This window comes from Streptomyces sp. NPDC052301, assembly GCF_044593395.1.
Taxonomy (GTDB): domain Bacteria; phylum Actinomycetota; class Actinomycetes; order Streptomycetales; family Streptomycetaceae; genus Streptomyces.
The window spans coordinates 211158-232790 of sequence record NZ_JBIUBE010000009.1 but is presented as its reverse complement, the minus strand read 5'-3'; the positions used below and the strand labels follow the sequence as shown (position 1 = coordinate 232790).

The following is a 21633-nucleotide window of genomic DNA, read 5'->3' as shown; positions in this document are numbered from 1 at the left end:
GGCGGGCGGCGCCCCGGGGGGGGGGGGGGGGGGGGGGGTTGGGGTGGGGGGGGGGGGGGGGCCGGGGGGGCCGGCCCCCCCCCCGCGCCAGGTGCACGAGCCGTGGGTACGGGGGGAACCCCGGCTCAGTGCGACGGCCGATGACCAGTCGGCTCACTCATTACTGCGCCAGGGGCTCCAGAAACGTCACACCTCTGGCGGAAGTTTTTTCTCGGATCACAAATACGCAGGTCAAAGGGGTGATGCCGGTCTAGAGCACGGAGTACGACGGGCTCGGTGACGGGGCCCCGGGCGTCCTGGTCCCGCGGTCGGGGTGCGGGGGCGCGAGGCGGGTGGGCGCGGGTGCGGGTACGGCGCCGCGGCGGTGGTGGCGCCTGCCGTCACCCTCCTGGCCGCCGTCGCCCCGGCCGCCGTCGCCCTTGCCGCCGTGCTCGCCGTGGCCGGGGTGACTCTCGTCGTCGCCCTTGCCGTCGCCGTTCCGGCCGCCCTTGCCCTTGTCGTCGCCCTGGCCCTTGCCGCCGTCGTCCTCGCCGCCGCCGACGGTGCCGGCAGTGGCGGAGTCGCCGGTGGCCAGGACGACCCTGCAGAACCGGCTCACGCGCGCGGAGCCGCCCGCCAGGTTCTCCAGCGCGCGCTTGCGGCCGGCGTCCAGGTCCTTGCCGTCCCGGATGTCACGGCAGGCCGCGACCACACCCTTCCACCGGCCGCCCGCGGTCGCCGAGGGGGCGCCGGATCCGGGCGCGGTGCTCGCGCCGGTGTCGCCGTCACGTCCGCCGGCCTCCTCGGAGGAGCGACCGCCGCCCGTGCCCGGCGGGCCGCTCGGCGAGCCCGTGCCCGCTCCGAAGCCCGGGGTGGACTGCGGAGAGACCGACGCGAGGGGGTCGCCGGAGGTCTCGGAGGAGGAGACGGAGGCGCCGGGGGCCGGGTGCTCGTGCCGGAACGGCGTCGGCAGCACCCCGCCGCCCGCGGCCATCGCGACCCCGCCGACCGTGCCCGCGGCCACCACCGCGGCGAGCGCGAGGCGCACCGGGCGGGCCCAGCGGGGGCGCCGGGCGGGGATTCCGGTACGGGCCGGGGCACCGATGCGGACCAGGCCCGCGTCGGCCTGGTGGGCGGGTGCGCCGGAGCGCCGGCCCTCGCCGGCGCCGGCGAGGGCGGCGGCGGTGCGTTCGGCCTCGGCGGCCTCGCGGGCCTTGCGGAAGGCGGCCAGCGCCGCCTGTTCGCCGGGGAGTTCACCGGGGGCGGGGGCCGCCTGCGCGGACAGCGCTCCGAGCGCCCGGGAGAGGCGTTCGGCCTGGTCATCCGCGTCATCTGCGCGGGCGTCGACGGCTTCCAGTGACTCACCGCGCAGCAGACGCTCCGCCGCCCTGCGGTTGAGCCACTTGTACTGCTCGTCGGCCATCACATGTCCTTCTGCGTCCGCGCACGCGGATGCGTCACAGTGGCGGACGTCACCGCGCCGCGGCGCGGTTCTCGCTGGGGCGGGAGTGCGTCGAGCACACCGGCCGATTCCGGATCCTCGCCGAGCAGCTCCGCGAGCCGCTTCAGGCCCCGGTGCGCGGCGGTGCGGACCGCGCCCGCGCGCTTGCCGAGGGTCTCCGCCGCGGTCTTGGCGTCGAGGCCGACGACCACGCGCAGGACGACCGCCTCGGCCTGGTCCTGCGGGAGCCGCGCGATGAGGGAGAGGGTGCGGTCGGTGGCCAGGGCCTCGATGGCCTCGCCGGCCGTGTCGGACTCGGCGGCCCGGCCGGTCAGTTCCGTCTCGTCGCCGCCTATGGCGGGGCGGCGGCCCCGCATGCGGATGTGGTCCAGGGCGCGGTTGCGTGCGATCCGGGCGGCCCAGCCCCGGAACCGGTCGGCGTCCCCGCTGAACCGGTCCAGGTCCCGGGCTATCTGCAGCCAGGCCTCGGAGGCGACGTCCTCGGCGTCCGGGTCGCCGACGAGCGTGCGCACGTATCCGAGCAGCCGTGGCTGCACCGCGCGGTAGACGGCACGAAACGCGGTCTCGTCACCGTTCTGCGCCGATCGCACCGCGGCGGTCAGTTCCGCGTCGTCCCCCAGCACCGCACTCCCTTTACGCCAGATGTTCGGTCGGCGCGAAAGGCACGTTACGACCTGAAACCGCTCGTCGTCCATGTCCGTAGAAGATGCAACTAACTCGTGACCGGGTTCGAATGTACGCAGGGTGAGGTCCGGGTGGTGCCGGGGTGTGACAGAAAACGCACTCATGGCGCTGAAGAGAGTACGGGCCGTTCGCGGCCTGTCCGCGCGACGGCCGGGGCCTCTCCTGTGGGGGGTGGCGGCCCCGGCCGTTGCCCACCGGGGACCACAGGACTCAGTTCTTCCCGTCGCCCTGCTTCGAGTTGGCGGCCGAATCGCCCGAAGTGTCCCGTTTACTCTCACCGTTGCCGGTGACATCGCTCTTACTTTCACCGGAATTGCCGGGCTTGTCGGCGTTCTTCCCTTGTGCCGCGGCCTCTTGTGCGGCGCAGTAGGACGCGACCTTGTCCGTGCCGCCCGCCGCCGCCACCAGCCGCTGCCAGGCCGTCGCGTCCAGGGCTCCACCCCGGTCCCCGGCCCTCGCGTAGGTGCGGCAGTGGGCCACGGTGTCCTGGGCGGTGCCCGGGTGCGCGGGGTGCGCGGCCGCGGCGCGGGATCCGCCCTCGGGCGTACCTCCGGCCGTCGTCCCCGGGCCGGTGGCCGGCCGGTGCGGGGCGCTCGGGGACGGGTGCCGAGGGCGCGGGGTGTCCCGGCGGCCGTGGGTGCCGGACCCGGCCGAGCCGATCGCCGCCACGGCGACACCGCCCAGCGTGAGGCTCGCGAGCGCCACCGAGAGCGTGACCTTCAGCGAACGGCGCGGCGCGGCGGGCCGCCAGTCGTCCCGGGACCGGGTCCGCGCGCGGTGCGCCCCCGCCTCGCGGGCGGTGCGGAACGCGGCCAGGGCCCGGCGCTCGGCCTCGGGGTCGACACCGTCGGCGCGCAGGGCGGCACCGAACCGGACCTCGAGTTCGGAGAGATCGGTGAGGCCGGCCGTCGGCGTGCGGTCGGCGTCCGTGCCGGTGCGGTCCGGCGCGGAGACGGTCACGGACGCGGTGCCACCCGGGTGCGCGTGCGGGCGGCCGGGCAGCCCGCCGCCGCTGTGCTGTTCACCCATGTCCGTTCCCGTCCTCGTCCGGTCCCTCACCGGCCGGGCGCGCGGCCCGGCACCGATGTCTGCGTGGCATCCGCACGTCGGCCCGCACGTGGGCCCGTACGACGCTCCCCACGGCGCTCGCAGGCCGTGCCGCACGCCCTGTCGCCCTGCCCGTACGGATCTCCATACGGATCAGGGCCGTCGGCGTTCATCCCGCCTCCCCCAGCGTCGGGGGCCCCTCATCCGTCACACCTCCCGCCGCCCGGCCTCCTCGGCGCCCAGTTGCCTGGCGAGACGTTTCAGCCCGCGGTACGCAGCCATGCGGACGGCGCCGGGGCGCTTGCCGAGGACGCGGGCGGTGGCGGGGCCGTCGAGGCCGACGACCACCCGGAGCAGGACGGCCTCGGCCTGGTCCCGCGGCAGCCCGCGGACCAGTTCCAGGGCCCGCTCGGTCGACAGGGACTCCATGGCCTGCTCGTGGGTGTTGTGCCCGCCGGGCAACTCCAGCGCGTCCTGTTCGAGGACCGCCGCCCGGGGTCGTGCCCGCCGGCGGCGCAGGTGGTCCAGGGCGCGGTGCCGGGCGATGGTCGCCGTCCAGCCGCGGAAGCCCGCGCCGTCGCCCTTGAACCGGCCGAGGTCCCGGGCTATCTCCAACCAGGCGTCGGAGGCCACGTCCTCCGCGTCCTCGCCGACCAGGCCCCGCAGATAGCCGAGCAGCCCCGGCTGGACGATCCGGTAGGCCACCGCGAAGGCCGCCTCGTCGCCGTCCTGGGCCCGCGCGACGGCCGCGCCCAGCTCCCCGTCCCGCGCCTGCGGGCGGCGGGGTTCCCCTCCCTGGCCCAAGACCGTCCTCGTTCGTGCCGAGTTCATGGCCACTGCGTGGCGCGTCCCTCACGGCGCGACACGCTCCGGCCGTGTCTCCGCCCTCCATGGTCATCAGCGTCGGGCCTCACAGAAGTGTCACAGCGAGACGGCGGCCCTTGCGCGGTCCCGGGCGGTGACGTTCCGGACGGGGCGGGGTCACCCCGCCGGGGCCGTCGCGTCCCGGCAGAGCAGGCGCAGCGAGCCCTGGCCGCCGAAGCAGCGCCGGGCCTCGTCGATGGGGTCCCACAGCCGGCCGTCGGGGGTGCGGACCCAGTGGTCGCCGCCGGCCGTCCACCACTCGGCGCCGGTCTGGCGGACGATCACCTCGCCGGCGTAGGCGCCGAAGCCGCGCAGCACGCTCTCGACCGCCGCGTACGGCGCTTCCTCCCGGCGTATCTCCTCGATCACCCGGTCCACCCGCCACAGGCTCTGCGCCGAGTAGTCGAGCCGCACCCGTGCGCCCTCGCGCATGGTCGCGACCGCGTCCGCCGCCCACCGCACGGGCTTCGTCGCGGCGGTCGGCCTGGTCTCCTGCTGTGCTGTCAGGTACTGGGCTGTCACATAGGGAACAGCGAGCCGGGCGGCGCTTCCGTCACCGCCATCCGAAACGTTTCGCCAACGGGCGCAGGACTACCCCACGTCCACCGCACGACACTCACAGGATCCCCGCACGCAGGGGGTTCGAAGACCCGTCGGCACCCGTGGCGCGGGCGCCTCTCAGGAACTGGCCCGCGCCCGCCGGGAGACCACCGCGCGCAGTACCCGGCGTCCCTCGACCGACACGTCCAGCGCCCGGCGCAGCCCGTGCGGGCCATGCCCGGCGAGGAGCTCCAGCACGGCTGTCTGCCGCCGCAGTTCGGCCGCGACCAGCGGGGGCAGGTCCTCCGTCTCGCCCGCGCGGCCGGCCTCGAAGCCCTCGGCCGCCGACGTGCCGTCCGCGGCCGGGTCGAGCAGCCGGTGTATGCGCAGCGAGGCGACCGAGCAGGCGTCCGCCCAGGGGCGTACCGCGTCGGCGGTGCGTTCGGCCGGGGCCGCGTCCAGCATCCGGCGCACGAGCTGCGCGGCCTCGTCGCCGGCGGGATCGGCCGAGGCCAGCGCGGAGCGCGCCTTGTCCAGGCTGTCCGCCCAGCCCGATCCGTCGGAGAGGTGGGCCCACAGCGGGCGCAGCAGCTCGTCGTCGCCGCCGAGCAGGGGCAGACACCGATCCAAACAGGCCAACCCACCGGCGGCCAGTCCGCGTTCGTCGGCCTGCGCGATCAGTTCCACCAGGCTCATGAAAGCCTCCCTCGCCAGGGCGCCGCCTTTACGGAGCCCACACTTCCCCTTACTGCGTGCGACGGCGGGGGAGTGTCACAGCCGCAGCTTTTCAGCCAACGGCCGGGCTCGGCAAGGGGCCCGCGAGGGCCTTGTGGCGCTGCATCCGGGTCAGGTGGACGACCACCAGAACGGCCAGGATCGCGGCCACCGCGTCGAGCGCGTCGGAGAACAGCATCAGCCCGGCCGCGCCCCGCAGTTCGGACCCCGTGCCGGCGTGCTCGTACCGGGTGTACGCGAGCCGGCCGACGAAGAGGCCGACGATCCACACCGTCCACCAGGCGTTCACCGGGGCGTGGCGGACCCGCGCGCCCCAGGGAGCGCTGGCGTCCCAGGCGTCCACGACGATCCGGCGCGGGAACCACAGGTTGACGACCGGGCAGAACCAGCCGCCGATCGTCCAGCCGCGCCGCATGCGATGCGCGGACTGGTCGAACACCTCGGCGTTCACCCGCACCCGCCACAGCCAGCACAGGTAGACGACGGCGGTCGCGATCAGGGCGAGCCCCTGGGCGACGCCGGCGATGCCGTAGAGCGTGTCCGCGTGGTCGGCGCGGTCGAGCACGGCGGAGCCGGTGGCGCCGTTCGCGAGATCGGCGCCGACGTTCATCTCCAGCATGTCGGCGTAGACCGCGAACAGATCGGCGGCGACCGTCACGCCGAGCAGCGCGGCGGTGGCCCGGCCGAGGCCCTCCGGCGAGCGCAGGGCGGCGCCGGGTACGAAGGGCGGAGCGGGCACGGATGTGGTCATGATGAGGTTCCCCCGAGAAGGACGCTGACGGCAGGCGCGCGGCCCTCCCCTGGCCTGACGCGCGGACAAGGGAACATACGTTCCCGCGCCGTCGCACGTCCACTCGAATCGATCACCCGGCGATCGGCCGGAGCGACTCAGCCCAGCCGGTCCGCCAGCCCCTTGAAGTCCGCCCAGGACAGCGCGGGCGTACCCGGGTCCCACAGCTTCTGCGCGGTGGCCCTGAGCGGCATCCTGATCCCGGCCGCGACCTGCGCCTCCGTCTGCGCGTCGGGGAAGTCGCCCCACACCGCGAACGACCCCCCGAGGATCTGCCCGTCGTAGCGCGCGGGCACGGCGGCCGTGCCGCGCAGCACGCGCGGGTTCCACTGCTCGTAGATCCGCTGCCCGGTCGGATAGACGAAGGTCTGCGGCTGCCCGAGGACGTAGTAGAGGAACTCGTCGTTGTAGTTGATGACCTTCCGGCCCGCGCCCAGGTACTCCTCCGGCCGCCGGGCGCCGATCTCCTTGCCGGTCCAGTAGGCGACCTGGAGGTCCTTGTCCGGCTGGACGGAGGTGTCCTTGTAGAAGCCGTCGTTCCAGGCGCGGACGGTTCTGCCGTGGGCGCGGACGGTGGCGGCGCGGTCGTTCGTCCAGCCGGTGGTGAGGTCGGCGACGGTGCCGCCGGCGCCGTACTTCCGGCGGGCGGCGGCGGCCAGCTGCGGATAGGAGGCCTGCGGGTCCTTCACGGTCAGCGCCTGGTACTCGTCCCCGCCGAGGTGCCACTGGTCCCCGGTGAACAGCCCCGCGTACTCGTTCAGCAGGTCGTCGACGAGCTTGGCCGAGGCGGGCTTGGAGATGTCGATCGCACCCTTGGTCGCCACCCCGCTCGCGTTGCGCAGCTGCAGGTCGGGGTGGGCCGCGAGGACCGCTCCCAGGTGTCCCGGCGAGTCGATCTCGGGGACGACGGTGATGTGCCGGCTGTTCGCCAGGTCCACGATCTTCTTGACCTGGGCCTTGGTCAGATGGTCCTCGGAGACGATCTCCGGGTGGGTGGTGGACTCGATCCGGAAGGCCTGGTCGTCGGAGAAGTGCAGCCCCAGCTCGTTGTACTTCAGGTCCCCCAGCTCGCGGATCCGGTCCTCGATCCAGGTCTCGCCGAACGGCTTGCGCGCGATGTCCACCGTGAACCCGCGCACCGGCTTGGCCGGCTGGTCCCGCACGACCCCCTCCGGGGCCGTACCGCCGCCGTGGACCGCCTGCTTCAGGGTCCGGGTGCCGTAGAAGACCCCCGCCTCACCGGGCCCGCTTATGTCCACCCGGCCGTCGTGCACGGTCATCGAGTACGACTCCTGGTTCCCGCCCCCGTCCCCCAGCGCGAGCCGGACGTCCCCCGCCCGTACGTCGTCCTTCTGCCCCGCGTACGTCAGCCCCAGCTCCCCGGCGATCAGCCGCCCCTCGTCGGCCAGCCCGGCATCGCCCACGACCACCCGCTCGCCCTTGTGCGGCTGCCAGCCGGGTCCGCGCGCCGGGGTGTGGGAGCGCACCGCGGGAATCGTGCGCGGCGCCTGCGAGAGCGGATACGACCGGCTCGGCGACGGCGTGCCCGGTCCACCGGTGTCGGCGGCACCCTGGCTCGTCGCGTCACCCCCGCCGCCCGAGGAGGCCCACACGGCGACGCCCGTGCCGAGCGCGACGGTCCCGACGACCGCCGCGGCCACCACCGCGCGTTTCCGTATCACCTGCTGCGCCGAGCCCCGGCGCCTGTGCTGGCTCACTGTGCCAACGTACGACCGATCCGGCCCTCATCGGTCACCCACGTGTCCCGAAACTCTCCCATCCGGGTGAATTTTCATGCATCACACGGACACACAGTGACCACTCTCGATAACCTGACGACACACATTTCACAGCATCCCCTGCCACGCCACACGCGACGCGAGGACCCACGCTGCCCGCCCACCCTCTCCCGTATCTCCCGAGGCCCCTCGACGCCTTCAACGGGGCGCCCGCCGACGAGGCCCGCGCCCTCCTCCTGGACTGCCTGCACAGCCTGCGCTGGGCCCGCCGCCTCGCCGACCACCGCCCCTACCCGGACCTGGACGCACTCCTGGCAGCGGCGGACGAGGCGGCGTACGACCTGTCGCCGGCCGATCTGTCGGAGGCACTGGCGGGCGAATCCCTCCCCGCCCTGCCGGAGGGCGCCTACTCGGCGGCCCACATGGCACTGAGCGCGGCGCACGCGGCCTACGAGGCGCGATTCGGACACGTATTCGTCATCTATCTGGGTGATGTCCCGCCGGACGAGGCCATCGACCGCATCCTCGAGGCGATCCGATCACGATTGGCGAACGATCCCGAAGAGGAACGGGTGATGGCGGCGGAGCAGCTCCGGCGCCTCGCACGAAGCAGGCTGGGCGCCTGCCTCAGAGGTGCGGGGCTGCATTCACCAGCGGCTCCGCCGCCGGGCGCGACCAGCCCGAACGCGCCCGCACCCGGCAAATAGCGGGAAACCGCACCCCGGATGCCGCCCCCGCTACCCCATCCGGTGCCACTTTGATCACACAAGGTAGGCCCCCCGTAAAGCACAGCGCAGCGCATGGCTACGATGCTGGGGGCCGGTGGACCGTACCCGGCCGGGCCCGACCGACAGTGAAGCCGGCGCGGCCCTAGTCCCCGCTCCCGGAGGGTTCTTCCGTGCCGGCTGGAACGCTGTACCGCGGCCGGGAAGGAATGTGGTCCTGGGTGGCTCACCGAGTCACCGGCGTCCTCATTTTCTTCTTCCTGTTCGTTCACGTGCTGGACACCGCTCTCGTGCGTGTCTCCCCCGAGGACTACGACAAGGTCGTAGCCACGTACAAGACGCCGATCGTCGCGCTGCTGGAGTACGGCCTCGTCGCCGCCATCCTCTTCCACGCGCTCAACGGTCTCCGCGTCATCGCCGTCGACTTCTGGTCGAAGGGCCCGCGCTACCAGAAGCAGATGTTCTGGGCCGTGATGGGCGTCTGGATCGTGCTGATGCTCGGGGCGATCTACCCGGTCCTCGGCCACGCCGCCCGTGTTCTCTTTGGGAGCTGACGCCGATGTCCACGACTGAAACCACCGCGTCCGGAGTCGGCCCCGTCGAGGGCGCCCCCGTCTACGGCGTCGACAACCCGGCCCCGCTGATCGAGGCGCCGCGCAAGCGCACCAAGAAGTCCCCGAAGTCGACCCGGGGCAACTTCGAGCTGGCGGCCTGGCTGTTCATGCGCCTGTCCGGCATCGTGCTGGTCGTCCTGGTCATCGGCCACCTGCTGATCCAGCTCGTGCTGGACGGCGGTGTGTCCAAGGTCGGCTTCGCCTTCGTGGCGGGCCGCTGGGCCTCCCCCTGGTGGCAGGTCTGGGACCTGCTGATGCTGTGGCTCGCGATGCTGCACGGCGCCAACGGCCTGCGCACGGTCATCAACGACTACGCCGAGCGGCCTGCGTCCCGCATGTGGCTGAAGGCCCTGCTGTACACCGCCACGGTGTGGACCATCCTGCTGGGCACGCTGGTGATCTTCACCTTCGACCCGAACATCCGCTAGGCACGGGGCTGCGAGAATCATGAAGATCCACAAGTACGACACCGTCATCGTCGGCGCCGGTGGCGCGGGCATGCGCGCGGCCATCGAGTCGACGAAGCGCAGCCGCACCGCGGTGCTGACCAAGCTCTACCCCACCCGCTCCCACACGGGCGCCGCGCAGGGCGGCATGGCCGCCGCGCTGGCCAACGTGGAGGAGGACAACTGGGAGTGGCACACCTTCGACACGGTCAAGGGCGGTGACTACCTGGTCGACCAGGACGCCGCCGAGATCCTGGCGAAGGAGGCCATCGACGCCGTCCTCGACCTGGAGAAGATGGGTCTGCCGTTCAACCGGACCCCGGACGGCACCATCGACCAGCGCCGCTTCGGCGGTCACAGCCGCAACCACGGCGAGGCCCCGGTCCGCCGGTCCTGCTACGCCGCGGACCGCACCGGCCACATGATCCTCCAGACGCTGTACCAGAACTGCGTCAAGGAAGGCGTGGAGTTCTTCAACGAGTTCTACGTCCTGGACCAGCTGATCACCGAGGTCGACGGCGTCAAGAAGTCGGCCGGTGTCGTCGCCTACGAGCTGGCGACGGGCGAGATCCACATCTTCCAGGCGAAGGCCGTCATCTACGCCTCCGGCGGCTGCGGCAAGTTCTTCAAGGTGACCTCCAACGCGCACACCCTCACCGGTGACGGCCAGGCCGCCGTCTACCGCCGGGGCCTGCCGCTGGAGGACATGGAGTTCTTCCAGTTCCACCCGACCGGCATCTGGCGCATGGGCATCCTGCTCACCGAGGGTGCGCGTGGTGAGGGCGGCATCCTGCGCAACAAGGACGGCGAGCGCTTCATGGAGAAGTACGCTCCCGTCATGAAGGACCTGGCGTCCCGTGACGTCGTGTCCCGCTCCATCTACACGGAGATCCGCGAGGGCCGCGGCTGCGGTCCCGAGGGCGACCACGTCTACCTGGACCTGACGCACCTCCCGCCGGAGCAGCTGGACGCCAAGCTCCCGGACATCACCGAGTTCGCGCGGACCTACCTCGGCATCGAGCCGTACACGGACCCGATCCCGATCCAGCCGACCGCGCACTACGCGATGGGCGGCATCCCGACGAACGTCGAGGGTGAGGTCCTGGCGGACAACACCACCGTCGTCCCGGGTCTGTACGCGGCCGGCGAGGTCGCCTGTGTCTCCGTGCACGGCGCCAACCGCCTCGGCACCAACTCGCTGCTGGACATCAACGTGTTCGGCCGCCGCGCGGGCATCGCCGCCGCCGAGTACTCCGCGAAGGCCGACTTCGTCGAGCTGCCGGAGAACCCGGCGTCCCTGGTCGTCGAGCAGATCGAGCGGCTGCGCAACTCCACCGGCAACGAGCGGGTGGCGACCCTGCGGCGCGAGCTGCAGGAGACCATGGACGCCAACGTCATGGTGTTCCGCACCGAGCAGACGATCAAGACGGCCGTCGAGAAGATCGCCGAGCTGCGCGAGCGCTACAACAACGTGGCGATCCAGGACAAGGGCAAGCGGTTCAACACGGACCTCCTCGAGGCGATCGAGCTGGGCAACCTGCTCGACCTGGCCGAGGTCATGGCCGTCTCGGCCCTGGCCCGCAAGGAGTCCCGCGGCGGTCACTACCGCGAGGACTACCCGAACCGCGACGACGTCAACTTCATGCGGCACACCATGGCGTACCGCGAGGTCGGCGCCGACGGCTCGGAAACCGTCCGTCTCGACTACAAGCCGGTCGTCCAGACCCGCTACCAGCCGATGGAGCGTAAGTACTGATGGCTACCCCTGTTCTGGACAAGGCGGACGCGGCCGGCCAGCCCGAGCCCGGCTTCGCCGACTCCCCCTACATCACGGTCACCTTCCGGGTCCGCCGGTTCAACCCGGAGGTCTCGGCGGAGGCTGCCTGGGAAGACTTCCAGCTGGAGATCGACCCGAAGGAGCGTGTCCTCGACGGTCTCCACAAGATCAAGTGGGACGTCGACGGCACCCTCACCTTCCGCCGGTCGTGCGCGCACGGCATCTGCGGCTCGGACGCGATGCGGATCAACGGCAAGAACCGCCTCGCCTGCAAGACGCTGATCAAGGACATCAACCCCGAGAAGCCGATCACGATCGAGCCCATCAAGGGCCTGACGGTCCTGAAGGACCTGGTCGTGGACATGGAGCCGTTCTTCCAGGCGTACCGGGACGTCATGCCGTTCCTGATCACCAAGGAGACGAACGAGCCGACGCGTGAGCGGCTGCAGTCCGCCGAGGACCGCGAGCGCTTCGACGACACGACGAAGTGCATCCTCTGCGCGGCCTGCACCTCCTCCTGCCCGGTGTTCTGGAACGACGGCCAGTACTTCGGTCCGGCCGCGATCGTGAACGCCCACCGCTTCATCTTCGACTCGCGCGACGAGGCGGGCGAGCAGCGGCTGGAGATCCTCAACGACCGCGACGGCGTGTGGCGTTGCCGCACGACCTTCAACTGCACGGACGCCTGCCCGCGCGGTATCGAGGTCACGAAGGCGATCCAGGAGGTCAAGCGCGCGCTGATCACGCGACGCTACTGATCCGCCGTCCGCCTACGGCGACTTGGGCCCCGCCCCCCGGTCTCGCACCGGGGGGCGGGGCCTTCGCCGTGCCACGACGTCCCGGCGCGGGGGGAGGTACGACTCACCCCGCGGCCTGCCGCCCCTCACCGCCGGCGACCCGCCGAAGTCCGCTCCGGTGGGGCTCCTCGCATACGGAGGGACTGACTCCTAATCTGACGACATGTCAGACGAAGAGTCGTACGAACTGCTCGGTTTCGACAATGTGCTGCTCCCGGTCGGCGACCTGGGCGAGGCCGTCGGCTTCTACGAGCGGGCCGGGTTCAGCGTCGGATTCCGGTTCGACGAGGGCGGGATCGCGCTGCTGAAGGTCGGCGGCGAGACGCCCGGGATCCTGCTGCACCTGGAGGAGGAGCTGCGGCACCGGACCCCTCCGTGGCCCTCGCCGCGCGTCTGGCTGGAGGTGCCGGACGCACGGGTGGCGGCGCGGGAGCTGGCCGCGGCAGGCATCCCGCCCCTGGACGAGGTGTTCCAGGTGGCCACGGGGTGGGCCGTGGAGATCGCCGACCCGTGGGGGAACGTCCTGGGGTTCACGGACTACAGCAAGCGCCCGGAGCTCGGCCGCAGGAGCTGAACCCCCTTGACTTGAACACGTTCAAAAATGGGTCTACAGTCATCCGTGTCAGCGTTTTGAACGCGTTCAAGAAGGGGTGGGGCATGGACCGCACCGTCATCGCCTACGTCGTCTACCTGGTCGTCAGCATCGGGCTGACCGTCTGGGTGGCCCGCACGCTCAGCCGCAACGGCCGGATCTTCCTGGCCGACGTGCTGCACGGCAACGAGAAGCTCGCGGACGCCGTCAACCACCTCCTGGTCGTGGGCTTCTACCTGGTCAACCTCGGCTTCGTGGCGCTGTACCTGAGCGGCGACGAGACGATCGAGGACACCCGCGGCATCTTCGAGGCCCTGTCGACCAAGCTGGGCGTGGTCCTGCTGGTGCTCGGCGCGATGCACCTGGGCAACGTCTATGTGCTCAACCGGATCCGCCGACGGGGGATCATGGAGCGGGAGCAGGTGCCCCCGGTCGCCCCGCAGGGGTGGATCGCGCCGACGGTGGGGGCGTGACCACCGTGACCGGCGAGGCCACCGCGCCCGGTGAGGCGATCGTGGCCGGCAGGACCACCGCGAAGGACCGGGGCGTCACGGGGGTCGTCCCGGTCCGCGGGCTGACCGTCCTCTACGACGCCGAGTGCGGCCTCTGCACCCACCTGCGCACCTGGCTGGCGCGCCAGCCGAAGCTGGTGCCCCTGGAGCTGGTCCCGGCGGCCTCGGCCCAGGCACACGCCCGCTTCCCCGGGCTCGATCACGACGCCACCCTCGACGAGGTCACCGTCGTCGGCGACTCCGGGCAGGTCTACCAGGGTTCGCGCGCCTGGATCGTCGTCCTGTGGGCCCTGCGCGAGCACCGCCCCCTCGCCCACCGGCTGAGCACCCCGGCCGGCGCCAAGCTGGCCCGCGGCGCGGTGCTGGCGGCGGCGAAGTGGCGCGGCGCGCAGCAGACGTGGGGCGGACAGCACACCTACCGACGGCAGGACATCAACAGGGGCGGCGGGTGGGCGTACCACCCGCAGACGGGCTGGACCTACGCACCGCCCTCCTGCGCCGACGGCGGCTGCGCCACTCGTTAGGCTCTTCTACCGTGCCCGCGAACAACGACGGCCCCGAGCCGGCCGCCCCCCAGAGCAGCAAGTCCGAGCAGACCCGCGCGCTGATCCTGGAGACCGCCATGCGGTTGTTCCAGGAGCGCGGGTACGACAAGACGACCATGCGGGCCATCGCCAAGGAGGCCGGGGTCTCCGTCGGCAACGCCTACTACTACTTCGAGGGCAAGGAACACCTGATCCAGGGCTTCTACGACCGGATCGCCGCCGAGCACCAGGCGGCGGTCCGGGAGATCCTGGACCGGGAGACCGACCTGGAGGCCCGGCTCGCGGGCGTGCTCACCACATGGCTGGACATCGCCCGGCCGTACCACGAGTTCGCCGTCCAGTTCTTCAAGAACGCCGCCGACCCCGACAGCCCGCTCAGCCCCTTCTCCCCGGAGAGCGAGCACGCGCGCGAGCAGGCGATCAGCGTGCACCGCGAGGTCCTGGCCGGTTCCAAGTCCAAGGTCGCCCCCGAACTGCGCGACATCCTGCCGGAGTTGATGTGGCTCTCGCAGATGGGCCTGGTCCTGTACTGGGTGTTCGACCGCACGGAGGGCCGTGAGCGCAGCTATCGCCTCGCCAAGCGCGGGGCACGTCTCACCGCGCGAGGCGTGGCCCTGGCCCGCTTCCGTGTCCTGCGCCCCCTGGTCCTGGAGATCCACGAACTGTTCACGGACTTCCTGCCGGGCATGACCAAGGCGCTGCCGAACCCGGCGACCAAGGGCCGGGGCGAGAACAGCGGCTGATCAGATCCACTGCAGGCGCCACAGGCGGAAGACGCCCGTGCCGTCCGTCAGGTACTGGCCGCCGCCCACGTCCTCGATGCTGACCACGTACTCCTTGCGCTGCCACAGCGGGATCAGCGGGACGTCCTGGGCGACGTCCGCCTGGATGCCCTTGAAGTCGTTCGCGGCCCGGCTGCGGTCGGGGAACTGCTGGCTGTCCAGGATGAGATGGTCGACCAGCTTGTTGCTGTACCCGGTGCTCATGGTGGAGTCGCTGCCGACGAGCGCGGCCCCGAAGGTGTCCGGGTCCGGATAGTCGGCCACCCAGCCGACCGCCCACGCGTCCATCTTCCCGGCGGCCCAGCGCTTCTGGAAGTCGGTCCACTCGTATCCCTTGACGTCCACCTGGAACAGGCCGCCCGCCTCCAGCTGCTTCTTCAGCGCCGCGGCCTCCTCCGCGCCCGCACCCCGGCCGATGCCGTAGCCGAAGGTGAACCGCACCGGCAGGGTCACCCCCGCCTGGGTCAGCAGCGCGCGCGCCTTCGCGACGCTCTGCTCCGGGTAGGTGTCGAAGAACGACGTGGTGTGGCCGGTGATACCGGTCGGGATCAGCGAGTACAGCGGGTCGACCGTGCCCTCGTAGACCCTCGCCGCCAGCTCCTCGCGGTTGACCAGCCAGGCCATCGCCCGGCGCACCCGCACATCGTGCAGCGGGGAGCCGGCGCGCGTGTTGAGGTACAGGTTGCGGGTCTCGGCGCTGTCGGACTCGGTGACGCGCTGCCCGGGGTCGCTCGGGTTCAGCTGGGAGAGCATGTGCGGCGGCAGCGTACGCGTGGCCACGTCGACCTGCTTCGCCTTCCAGGCGCTGTCCAGCTTCGCGGAGTCGGTGTAATAGCGCAGCTCGACCGGCCGGCCGGTGCCGCCGAGATAGCCCTTGTAGTGCCCGTTCGGCGTGAGATCGGCCTTCTGGTCCTTGGTGTACGAACTCAGGCCGTACGGCCCGGTGCCGTCGACCTCTGACCCGGTGCGCAGGGCGTCGGCCGGGTACTTGTCCTTGTCCACGATGGACCCGGCGCCCGTGGCGACCTTCAGCGGGAAGGTGGCGTCCGCGGACGACAGGTGGAAGGTGACCGTGGTCGCGTCGTCCGCCGTCACCGAGGCGAGCGTGGAGAACAGGGACGCCGGGCCGACATCGGAGTTGATCTTCCTGACGCGGTCGAAGGAGTACTTCACGTCCTCGGCCGTCATCGTGCGCCCGCTCGGGAAGGTGATCCCGGACCGCAGCGTGCACCGGTACGTGCGCAGCCCGCTGCCCTGGAACGCACAGCTCTTCGCCGCGTCCGGGACCGGTTCGACCCCGTCCGGCTCGAACGTCAGCAGCGACTGGAAGACGTTGCTGAACAGGGCCCAGGAACCGGCGTCGTAGGCACCCGCCGGGTCGAGGTCCGTGACGGCGTCCGTCGTACCGACCGTGATCGTCTTGTTCTTGTCCCCCTGCGACGGCAACAGTTGCCAGCCGCCGATTCCCACGACCGCCAGCACCAGCAGCGTCACGAGAATGCGCATGCGAACAGATCGCATGGTGGTGCCCTCCCCAGGCCCCTCGATGCCCTACCCCTGGCCCGCACGATCTCGCCACTCCCCTAAGTGGCGCGGCTCACCTAATCACACCTGTTTCACCGGAGGGAAGGGCTTTCTGACCAGTTGTGCAAGAACTTACCGAGGCGTCGTCTCCCCCGGATTTCACAGGCTCTTCACAGGCGTGGGTGCGGTTCCGGGCACACGTGCGTACCCCCTCCACGCGCGCGTGGCGACGGTTCGCCGGCCCTCGGGTGTGGGGCTACGGCGTGGGGGGCGGAGGGGGCGCAGTGGCTATGACGTTCGGCGCAGTGCGCGCAGGCCGCGCAACCCGATGACCCCGATGACCGTCCCCAATACGAAGGAGACGACCGCCAGCAGCAGGTGCACCCAGAAGTACGCGGTCGGGTGACCGTCGTCGAAGGCGAGCCCGCTGCCGTCCTTGATCAAGTTCTTGACGAAAGTGACCCAGATGACCCAGGACCACACTCCGAAAGCGAGCAGGAACCAGGAGACCGGGCGGCTGAGCTTCATGGGACCAGTATCGCCGTCGGCCGCCCGGTCCCGCGCCGGGGGTGGGGTGGGTCACGGGACTTCACGGTCCGCTCCCGGTACGTTTCCGACCGTGCCCGCTCCCAAGAAGACCGCCCGGCGAGCCCTGCTGGTCACCTCCGCCACCCTGCTGTCCCTCTCCGCCGCCGCGCCCGCCGCCCTCGCCGCCCCCACGCCCTCCACCAGCCCGACGGCCACACCCCCGGCGAAGATGTCGTCCGTGGGCGGCGCCCGGCTCGGCCGGGCCGGCACCCAGGTCAACCTCGCCCCGGGCGTGCCCGTGCTGCCCAAGGACCTCACCGCGCTGTCCTGGATCGTCTCCGACGCCGAGTCGGGCCAGGTGCTCGCGGCACACAACGCGCACTGGCGGCTGCCCCCGGCGAGCACGCTGAAGATGCTGTTCGCCGACACCCTGCTGCCCAGGTTCCCCAAGACCATGGAGCACAAGGTGGCGCCGACCGACCTCGCGGGCATGGGCACCGGCTCCAGCGTGGTCGGGATAAAGGCGGGGCACAGCTACACCGTCCACGACCTGTGGCTCGGGGTCTTCCTGCGCTCCGGGAACGACGCCGTGCACGTCCTGGCCGCGATGAACGAGGGTGTCGACCGGACCGTCGAGGACATGCAGGACCACGCCGACGAACTGCAGGCCCTGGACACCGAGGTGGTCTCCCCCGACGGCTACGACGCGCCGGGACAGCTGTCCTCGGCGTACGACCTGACGCTGTTCGCCCGCTCCGGGCTGCAGAAGAAGGACTTCCGCGACTACTGCTCCACCGTGAGCGCCAAGTTCGGCTCCACCGAGATCCGGAACACCAACCGGCTGCTGAGCGGGGACACCGACGTCCCCGTCTACCAGGGCATCGCCGGCGTGAAGAACGGCAACACCACCCAGGCGGGCGCCACCTTCACCGGTGTCGCCGAGCGGGGCGGCAAGGTGCTGCTCGTCACGGTGATGAACCCGCAGAAGCACGAGCACAACGAGGTCTACAAGGAGACCGCGAAGCTGTTCGACTGGGGCTTCCAGGCGGCCGGCAAGGTGACGCCGGTGGGCGAGCTGGTGCCGCCGAAGAGCGCCGCGTCGTCCACCGCGCGGCCGAGCGCCGGCGCGTCCCCCGGAACGGCCTCCTCGGGGCAGGCCTCTTCCGGGACCGGCGGGTCCGGCTCCAAGCCGATGGCGAGCGCCACGACCGGCTCCGGCAGCCGCGGAATCGGCACCGCCCTGGCCATCGCGGGCGGGCTGCTGGTGCTGCTCGGGGGCGGGGTGTTCCTCGTCAACCGCCGGTGGCCGCTGCCGGACCTGATGCGCCGTCGGACACGTCCCTGACGTCCGCGAGCTCGACCTCTTTGCTCTGCGTCGCCGTCCAGGAGGCGCAGAACAGGACCAGTTTCGTGGTGAAGTTGATCCACAGCAGCAGGGCCACGGGGACGCCGAAAGCGCCGTACATGCTCTTCGCCGCGACCCCCTGGATGTAGCCGCTGAGCAACAGCTTCAGCAGTTCGAAGCCGATCGCGCCGAGCAGCGCGGCCACCAGCAGCCGGCGGCGCGGCGGCTCCACCCCGGGCAGCAGGGTCAGGACGTAGAGCAGGACCAGGAAGTCGGCCAGCACGGCGACCGAGAACGCCGCGAGCCGCAGGAGCGCGCTGCCCCAGCCGTGCTCGGCCAGTCCGAGCCGGTCCGAGACCACGCCGACGGCGGCCGAGGCGAGCGTGGACGCGGCGAGCGTGACCAGCAGGGCACCGCCGAGGCCGAGCAGGATGCCGGCGTCCTTCGCCTTGGCCAGCACCGGGTTCTGCTGCTGGTCCGGCAGCTCCCACACCGCGCGCAGACAGTCCCGCACCTGCCCGACCCAGCCGATGCCCGTGAACAGCAGCACGGCGCCCGCGATGACGCCGACGGTGCCGGCGTTGTCGACGAGCGAGGTGAGGTCCAGCTGGTCGGAGACCACACCCGGGAACTGCTCGGCGATCTTCAGCTCGACGGCCTTCTGCCGGTCCGCGCCGAGCGTGGCGGCGCTGATCGCGGCGGCCACGGTGAGCAGCGGGAAGAGCGCGATGAAGCTGACGAACGTCATCGCGGCGGCCAGCCGAGTCCACTTCACCCTGTCCAGCCGCTCGTAGCACCGCCACGCGTGGGTCGTCATCAGCCGGGTGACGATCGGGCCGATGCCGGGCAGTCTCTTCAGCCAGTCCATGATCGGTCCCTGCCCGCTCCGGGACGGCGTCAACACCGCGTTTCTTCGCCCTGACGCCCATATCCGGGCGATACGGTCAGCTGTCATGAAGGATGCCACCGAACTCCCCCGGTCCCTGCTCGTCCTCGGCGGCACGTCCGAGATCGCGCTGGCCACCGCTCGCCGGCTGATCGCCCGCCGCACCCGCACCGTGTGGCTCGCGGGCCGCCCCTCCCCCGCGCTGGACCGGGCCGCCGACCACCTGCGCTCCCTCGGGGCCGACACCCGCACCGTCGCCTTCGACGCCCTCGACCCGGCGTCCCACGAGACCGTCCTCGGCAAGGTCTTCACCGAGGGCGCCATCGACATGGTGCTGCTCGCCTTCGGCGTCCTCGGGGACCAGGCCCACGACGAGCGCGACCCGCTCCGCGCCGTCCACGTCGCCCAGACCAACTACACCGGGGCCGTCTCCGCCGGGCTGGTCGCCGCCGGCGCCCTGCAGAACCAGGGCCACGGCTCGCTGGTCGTCCTCTCCGCCACCGCCGCCGAACGCGCCCGCCGCGCCGACTTCATCTACGGCTCCAGCAAGGCCGGCCTCGACACCTTCGCCCAGGGCCTCGGCGATGCCCTGCACGGCACCGGCGTCCACGTCATGGTCGTACGGCCCGGCTTCGTCCGCACGACGGCGACGGCCGGCCGCGAGCCGTCCGGCCCCACCACCACCCCCGAGGCGGTCGCCACAGCCATCGAACTGGGCCTGCGCCGCCGGGCGGAAACGGTCTGGGTCCCCGGCCCGCTCCGACTGCTGACGACGGCACTGCGGCATCTGCCTCGGGGGTTGTTCCGGAGGCTGGGGATGTGAGGGTGGGATCCGTGTGAGGGGTGGGGAGCCGCAACGGCGAGGGGCAGCCGGTGCATCGGGGGGTCGCGGGAGCAGCCGACACCGGAGCAGCCGGGTCGTGTCAGCGGCTTGCGATCGTCCCGCGTTCGACGTCCGCGTGGGCCGCCTGCGGGGGCACCACCGAGCCCCCGAACGTGTACTCCCGCAGCTTGCGCCACACCCCGTCCGCGCCCTGCTCGTAGAGGGCGAAGCCGGTGCACGACCACTGGGCGTCGAAGCAGGCCAGCTCCTCGAAGGCGCGGTCCATCGCCGCGTCGTCGATGCCGTGGGCCACCGTGACATGCGGGTGGTACGGGAACTGCAGCTCACGCGCGACCGGCCCGGAGGCGTCCCGGAGCCGCTGCTGCAGCCTGGTGCACTCCTCGGCGCCCTGTACGACGCGGACGTAGACCACCGGTGACAGGGGGCGGAAGGTGTCCGTGCCGGACAGCCGCATCGGGAACGGCCGGCCCGCCCCGGCGACCCGGCTGAGGTGCGCCTCCACGGCCGGCAGCTCGGACTCCGCCACCTCGGTCGGCGGCAGCAGGGTGACGTGCGTGGGGATGCCGTGAGCCGCGGCGTCGCCGAAGCCCGCGCGCCGCTCCTGGAGCAGGCTGCCGTGAGGCTCCGGGACCGCGATCGACACGCCGATCGTTACGGTCCCCACGTCGTCTCCTGTCGTCGCGTCTGTTGTGTTCTCAGTCGTCCGCTATCGACTGTACGGCCACGGCTGTCCTGTGGGCAGGCGCAGCGGAAGTGATGTGCAGCGCTCCGCCCCGTGGACGTGTGTGCGGTCGTACGCCTCAGTGCTTCGCGGGGAGGAAGCCGACCCGCTCGTACGCCAGCGCGAGCGTCTGAGCGGCGACGGCGCGCGCCTTCTCCGCGCCCTTGGCGAGGATGTTGTCGAGCGTCTCGGAGTCGTCCAGGTACTGCTGCGTGCGCTCCCGGAACGGCGTCACGAACTCGACCATGACCTCGGCGAGGTCCGTCTTGAGGGCGCCGTACATCTTGCCCTCGTAGTCCTGCTCCAGCTCCTCGACCGACCTGCCGGTCAGCGTGGAGTAGATGGTCAGCAGGTTCGACACGCCCGGCTTGCTCGCCACGTCGTAGCGGATCACGGTGTCGGTGTCGGTGACGGCGCTCTTGACCTTCTTGGCCGTGGTCTTCGGCTCGTCGAGCAGGTTGATCAGGCCCTTCGGCGTGGACGCCGACTTGCTCATCTTGATCGACGGGTCCTGCAGGTCGTAGATCTTCGCCGTCTCCTTGAGGATGTACGGCGACGGGATCCGGAAGGTGTCGCCGAAGCGCGCGTTGAACCGCTCGGCGAGGTCACGGGTCAGCTCGATGTGCTGGCGCTGGTCCTCGCCGACCGGCACCTCGTGGGCCTGGTACAGGAGGATGTCCGCGACCTGGAGGACCGGGTACGTGAAGAGGCCGACGGAGGCCCGGTCGGCGCCCTGCTTGGCGGCCTTGTCCTTGAACTGGGTCATCCGGCTCGCCTCGCCGAAGCCGGTGAGGCAGTTCATGACCCACGCCAGCTGGGCGTGCTCGGGGACATGGCTCTGCACGAAGAGGGTGCAGCGGTCCGGGTCCAGACCGGCGGCGAGCAGCTGGGCGGCGGCGAGGCGACTGTTGGCGCGCAGCTCCTTCGGGTCCTGCGGGACCGTGATCGCGTGCAGGTCGACGACCATGTAGAACGCATCGTGGGTCTCCTGCAGAGCCACCCACTGACGGACGGCGCCGAGGTAGTTGCCGAGGTGGAACGAGCCTGCGGTGGGCTGGATTCCGGAGAGCACACGGGGTCGGTCGTTGGCCATGTTCACCATTCTCTCAGAGCCGGGGGGCCGACCCGGAACTGGTCGGAAACAGCTGGGACCCG

At 71.6% G+C, this 21633-nt stretch carries 23 protein-coding genes and 1 pseudogene; 11 read left to right on the top strand and 13 right to left on the bottom strand.

Annotation, left to right across the window (positions count from 1 at the left end; translation table 11 throughout):
- Nucleotides 1–250 precede the first annotated feature (250 nt).
- From ACIHEJ_RS26130 to ACIHEJ_RS26095, 8 genes and pseudogenes are all read right to left on the bottom strand, one after another.
- The gene (locus ACIHEJ_RS26130) at nucleotides 251–1402 is read right to left on the bottom strand and encodes a hypothetical protein (protein WP_400139056.1); all 1152 of its coding nucleotides are present in this window, start codon (nucleotides 1400–1402) and stop codon (nucleotides 251–253) included.
- Nucleotides 1402–2064, bottom strand: a complete 663-nt coding sequence (locus tag ACIHEJ_RS26125; RefSeq protein WP_400139055.1) for an RNA polymerase sigma factor — start codon at nucleotides 2062–2064, stop codon at nucleotides 1402–1404. The genes ACIHEJ_RS26130 and ACIHEJ_RS26125 overlap by 1 nt, the downstream gene beginning before the upstream one ends.
- Before the next feature lie 271 nt (nucleotides 2065–2335).
- The gene (locus tag ACIHEJ_RS26120; RefSeq protein WP_400139054.1) at nucleotides 2336–3154 is read right to left on the bottom strand and encodes a hypothetical protein; all 819 of its coding nucleotides are present in this window, start codon (nucleotides 3152–3154) and stop codon (nucleotides 2336–2338) included.
- Nucleotides 3155–3341: 187 nt separating this feature from the next.
- A pseudogene (locus ACIHEJ_RS26115) lies at nucleotides 3342–3976 on the bottom strand (RNA polymerase sigma factor).
- 177 nt (nucleotides 3977–4153) lie between these two features.
- Nucleotides 4154–4558 (bottom strand): hypothetical protein, encoded by a 405-nt coding sequence (locus tag ACIHEJ_RS26110; protein ID WP_400139053.1) that lies wholly within the window; start codon nucleotides 4556–4558, stop codon nucleotides 4154–4156.
- Between the two features lie 156 nt (nucleotides 4559–4714).
- Nucleotides 4715–5272, bottom strand: a complete 558-nt coding sequence (locus ACIHEJ_RS26105) for a hypothetical protein (RefSeq protein WP_400139052.1) — start codon at nucleotides 5270–5272, stop codon at nucleotides 4715–4717.
- 91 nt (nucleotides 5273–5363) lie between these two features.
- Entirely contained in the window at nucleotides 5364–6062 is a 699-nt protein-coding gene (locus tag ACIHEJ_RS26100) for a DUF4328 domain-containing protein (protein ID WP_400139051.1), read from the bottom strand.
- Between the two features lie 137 nt (nucleotides 6063–6199).
- Nucleotides 6200–7819, bottom strand: a complete 1620-nt coding sequence (locus tag ACIHEJ_RS26095; RefSeq protein WP_400139050.1) for a glycoside hydrolase family 20 protein — start codon at nucleotides 7817–7819, stop codon at nucleotides 6200–6202.
- Nucleotides 7820–7992: 173 nt separating this feature from the next.
- On the opposite strand from ACIHEJ_RS26095, the gene ACIHEJ_RS26090 reads away from it, so the two are divergent.
- The 9 genes from ACIHEJ_RS26090 (at nucleotide 7993) to ACIHEJ_RS26050 (ending at nucleotide 14591) form a co-directional block, all read left to right on the top strand.
- Nucleotides 7993–8547 (top strand): 2-oxo-4-hydroxy-4-carboxy-5-ureidoimidazoline decarboxylase, encoded by a 555-nt coding sequence (locus tag ACIHEJ_RS26090; protein ID WP_400139162.1) that lies wholly within the window; start codon nucleotides 7993–7995, stop codon nucleotides 8545–8547.
- Nucleotides 8548–8738: 191 nt separating this feature from the next.
- Complete coding sequence (gene sdhC, locus ACIHEJ_RS26085; RefSeq protein ID WP_400139049.1) at nucleotides 8739–9119, top strand: succinate dehydrogenase, cytochrome b556 subunit; 381 nt, start codon at nucleotides 8739–8741, stop codon at nucleotides 9117–9119.
- A 5-nt stretch (nucleotides 9120–9124) separates the two neighbouring features.
- Nucleotides 9125–9607, top strand: a complete 483-nt coding sequence (locus ACIHEJ_RS26080; protein ID WP_400139048.1) for a succinate dehydrogenase hydrophobic membrane anchor subunit — start codon at nucleotides 9125–9127, stop codon at nucleotides 9605–9607.
- 19 nt (nucleotides 9608–9626) lie between these two features.
- A complete protein-coding gene (gene sdhA / locus ACIHEJ_RS26075; protein WP_400139047.1) occupies nucleotides 9627–11381 on the top strand; it encodes a succinate dehydrogenase flavoprotein subunit in 1755 nt (584 codons plus the stop codon).
- Entirely contained in the window at nucleotides 11381–12160 is a 780-nt protein-coding gene (locus ACIHEJ_RS26070) for a succinate dehydrogenase iron-sulfur subunit (RefSeq protein ID WP_400139046.1), read from the top strand. The genes sdhA and ACIHEJ_RS26070 overlap by 1 nt, the downstream gene beginning before the upstream one ends.
- 202 nt (nucleotides 12161–12362) lie before the next feature.
- Entirely contained in the window at nucleotides 12363–12773 is a 411-nt protein-coding gene (locus ACIHEJ_RS26065; protein ID WP_400139045.1) for a VOC family protein, read from the top strand.
- Between the two features lie 83 nt (nucleotides 12774–12856).
- Entirely contained in the window at nucleotides 12857–13264 is a 408-nt protein-coding gene (locus tag ACIHEJ_RS26060; RefSeq protein ID WP_400139044.1) for a hypothetical protein, read from the top strand.
- A 41-nt stretch (nucleotides 13265–13305) separates the two neighbouring features.
- Nucleotides 13306–13827 carry a thiol-disulfide oxidoreductase DCC family protein gene (locus ACIHEJ_RS26055; RefSeq protein WP_400139161.1) on the top strand — a complete coding sequence of 174 codons (522 nt, stop codon included), beginning with the start codon at nucleotides 13306–13308 and terminating at the stop codon, nucleotides 13825–13827.
- A gap of 11 nt (nucleotides 13828–13838) precedes the next feature.
- Nucleotides 13839–14591, top strand: a complete 753-nt coding sequence (locus ACIHEJ_RS26050; RefSeq protein WP_400139043.1) for a TetR/AcrR family transcriptional regulator — start codon at nucleotides 13839–13841, stop codon at nucleotides 14589–14591.
- Here the strand turns inward: ACIHEJ_RS26050 and ACIHEJ_RS26045 are convergent, their stop codons facing one another.
- Both ACIHEJ_RS26045 and ACIHEJ_RS26040 read right to left on the bottom strand, forming a co-directional pair.
- On the bottom strand, nucleotides 14592–16136 hold the full coding sequence (locus ACIHEJ_RS26045) for an ABC transporter substrate-binding protein (RefSeq protein ID WP_400139042.1): 1545 nt from the start codon (nucleotides 16134–16136) through the stop codon (nucleotides 14592–14594). It abuts the gene before it with no gap.
- 306 nt (nucleotides 16137–16442) lie between these two features.
- Entirely contained in the window at nucleotides 16443–16682 is a 240-nt protein-coding gene (locus ACIHEJ_RS26040; RefSeq protein WP_366014912.1) for an SCO4848 family membrane protein, read from the bottom strand.
- Nucleotides 16683–16773: 91 nt separating this feature from the next.
- Here ACIHEJ_RS26040 and ACIHEJ_RS26035 point away from each other — a divergent pair, with 91 nt between their 5' ends.
- A complete protein-coding gene (locus ACIHEJ_RS26035) occupies nucleotides 16774–18027 on the top strand; it encodes a D-alanyl-D-alanine carboxypeptidase family protein (RefSeq protein WP_400139041.1) in 1254 nt (417 codons plus the stop codon).
- Here the strand turns inward: ACIHEJ_RS26035 and ACIHEJ_RS26030 are convergent.
- The gene (locus ACIHEJ_RS26030; protein ID WP_400139040.1) at nucleotides 17975–18895 is read right to left on the bottom strand and encodes a YihY/virulence factor BrkB family protein; all 921 of its coding nucleotides are present in this window, start codon (nucleotides 18893–18895) and stop codon (nucleotides 17975–17977) included. The two genes, ACIHEJ_RS26035 and ACIHEJ_RS26030, sit on opposite strands and share 53 nt — an antisense overlap.
- A gap of 85 nt (nucleotides 18896–18980) precedes the next feature.
- Between ACIHEJ_RS26030 and ACIHEJ_RS26025 the strand changes: the two genes are divergently transcribed.
- A complete protein-coding gene (locus ACIHEJ_RS26025; RefSeq protein ID WP_400139039.1) occupies nucleotides 18981–19736 on the top strand; it encodes an SDR family NAD(P)-dependent oxidoreductase in 756 nt (251 codons plus the stop codon).
- Nucleotides 19737–19836: 100 nt separating this feature from the next.
- Here the strand turns inward: ACIHEJ_RS26025 and ACIHEJ_RS26020 are convergent, their stop codons facing one another.
- Nucleotides 19837–20421, bottom strand: coding sequence for a 2'-5' RNA ligase family protein (locus tag ACIHEJ_RS26020; RefSeq protein WP_400139038.1), 585 nt, complete (start codon nucleotides 20419–20421; stop codon nucleotides 19837–19839).
- 136 nt (nucleotides 20422–20557) lie between these two features.
- Nucleotides 20558–21571 carry a tryptophan--tRNA ligase gene (gene trpS / locus ACIHEJ_RS26015; RefSeq protein ID WP_400139037.1) on the bottom strand — a complete coding sequence of 338 codons (1014 nt, stop codon included), beginning with the start codon at nucleotides 21569–21571 and terminating at the stop codon, nucleotides 20558–20560.
- Nucleotides 21572–21633 lie beyond the last annotated feature (62 nt).

Bases quoted from the DNA above. Each gene is read 5' to 3' on its own strand.
- ACIHEJ_RS26120 (WP_400139054.1), bottom strand. From the start codon at position 3,154: ATGGGTGAACAGCACAGCGGCGGCGGGCTGCCCGGCCGCCCGCACGCG.
- ACIHEJ_RS26030 (WP_400139040.1), bottom strand. From the start codon at position 18,895: ATGGACTGGCTGAAGAGACTGCCCGGCATCGGCCCGATCGTCACCCGG.
- ACIHEJ_RS26040 (WP_366014912.1), bottom strand. From the start codon at position 16,682: ATGAAGCTCAGCCGCCCGGTCTCCTGGTTCCTGCTCGCTTTCGGAGTG.
- ACIHEJ_RS26105 (WP_400139052.1), bottom strand. From the start codon at position 5,272: ATGAGCCTGGTGGAACTGATCGCGCAGGCCGACGAACGCGGACTGGCC.
- ACIHEJ_RS26045 (WP_400139042.1), bottom strand. From the start codon at position 16,136: ATGCGCATTCTCGTGACGCTGCTGGTGCTGGCGGTCGTGGGAATCGGC.
- ACIHEJ_RS26130 (WP_400139056.1), bottom strand. From the start codon at position 1,402: ATGGCCGACGAGCAGTACAAGTGGCTCAACCGCAGGGCGGCGGAGCGT.
- sdhA (WP_400139047.1), top strand. From the start codon at position 9,627: ATGAAGATCCACAAGTACGACACCGTCATCGTCGGCGCCGGTGGCGCG.
- trpS (WP_400139037.1), bottom strand. From the start codon at position 21,571: ATGGCCAACGACCGACCCCGTGTGCTCTCCGGAATCCAGCCCACCGCA.
- ACIHEJ_RS26070 (WP_400139046.1), top strand. From the start codon at position 11,381: ATGGCTACCCCTGTTCTGGACAAGGCGGACGCGGCCGGCCAGCCCGAG.
- ACIHEJ_RS26100 (WP_400139051.1), bottom strand. From the start codon at position 6,062: ATGACCACATCCGTGCCCGCTCCGCCCTTCGTACCCGGCGCCGCCCTG.
- ACIHEJ_RS26025 (WP_400139039.1), top strand. From the start codon at position 18,981: ATGAAGGATGCCACCGAACTCCCCCGGTCCCTGCTCGTCCTCGGCGGC.
- ACIHEJ_RS26065 (WP_400139045.1), top strand. From the start codon at position 12,363: ATGTCAGACGAAGAGTCGTACGAACTGCTCGGTTTCGACAATGTGCTG.
- ACIHEJ_RS26060 (WP_400139044.1), top strand. From the start codon at position 12,857: ATGGACCGCACCGTCATCGCCTACGTCGTCTACCTGGTCGTCAGCATC.
- ACIHEJ_RS26080 (WP_400139048.1), top strand. From the start codon at position 9,125: ATGTCCACGACTGAAACCACCGCGTCCGGAGTCGGCCCCGTCGAGGGC.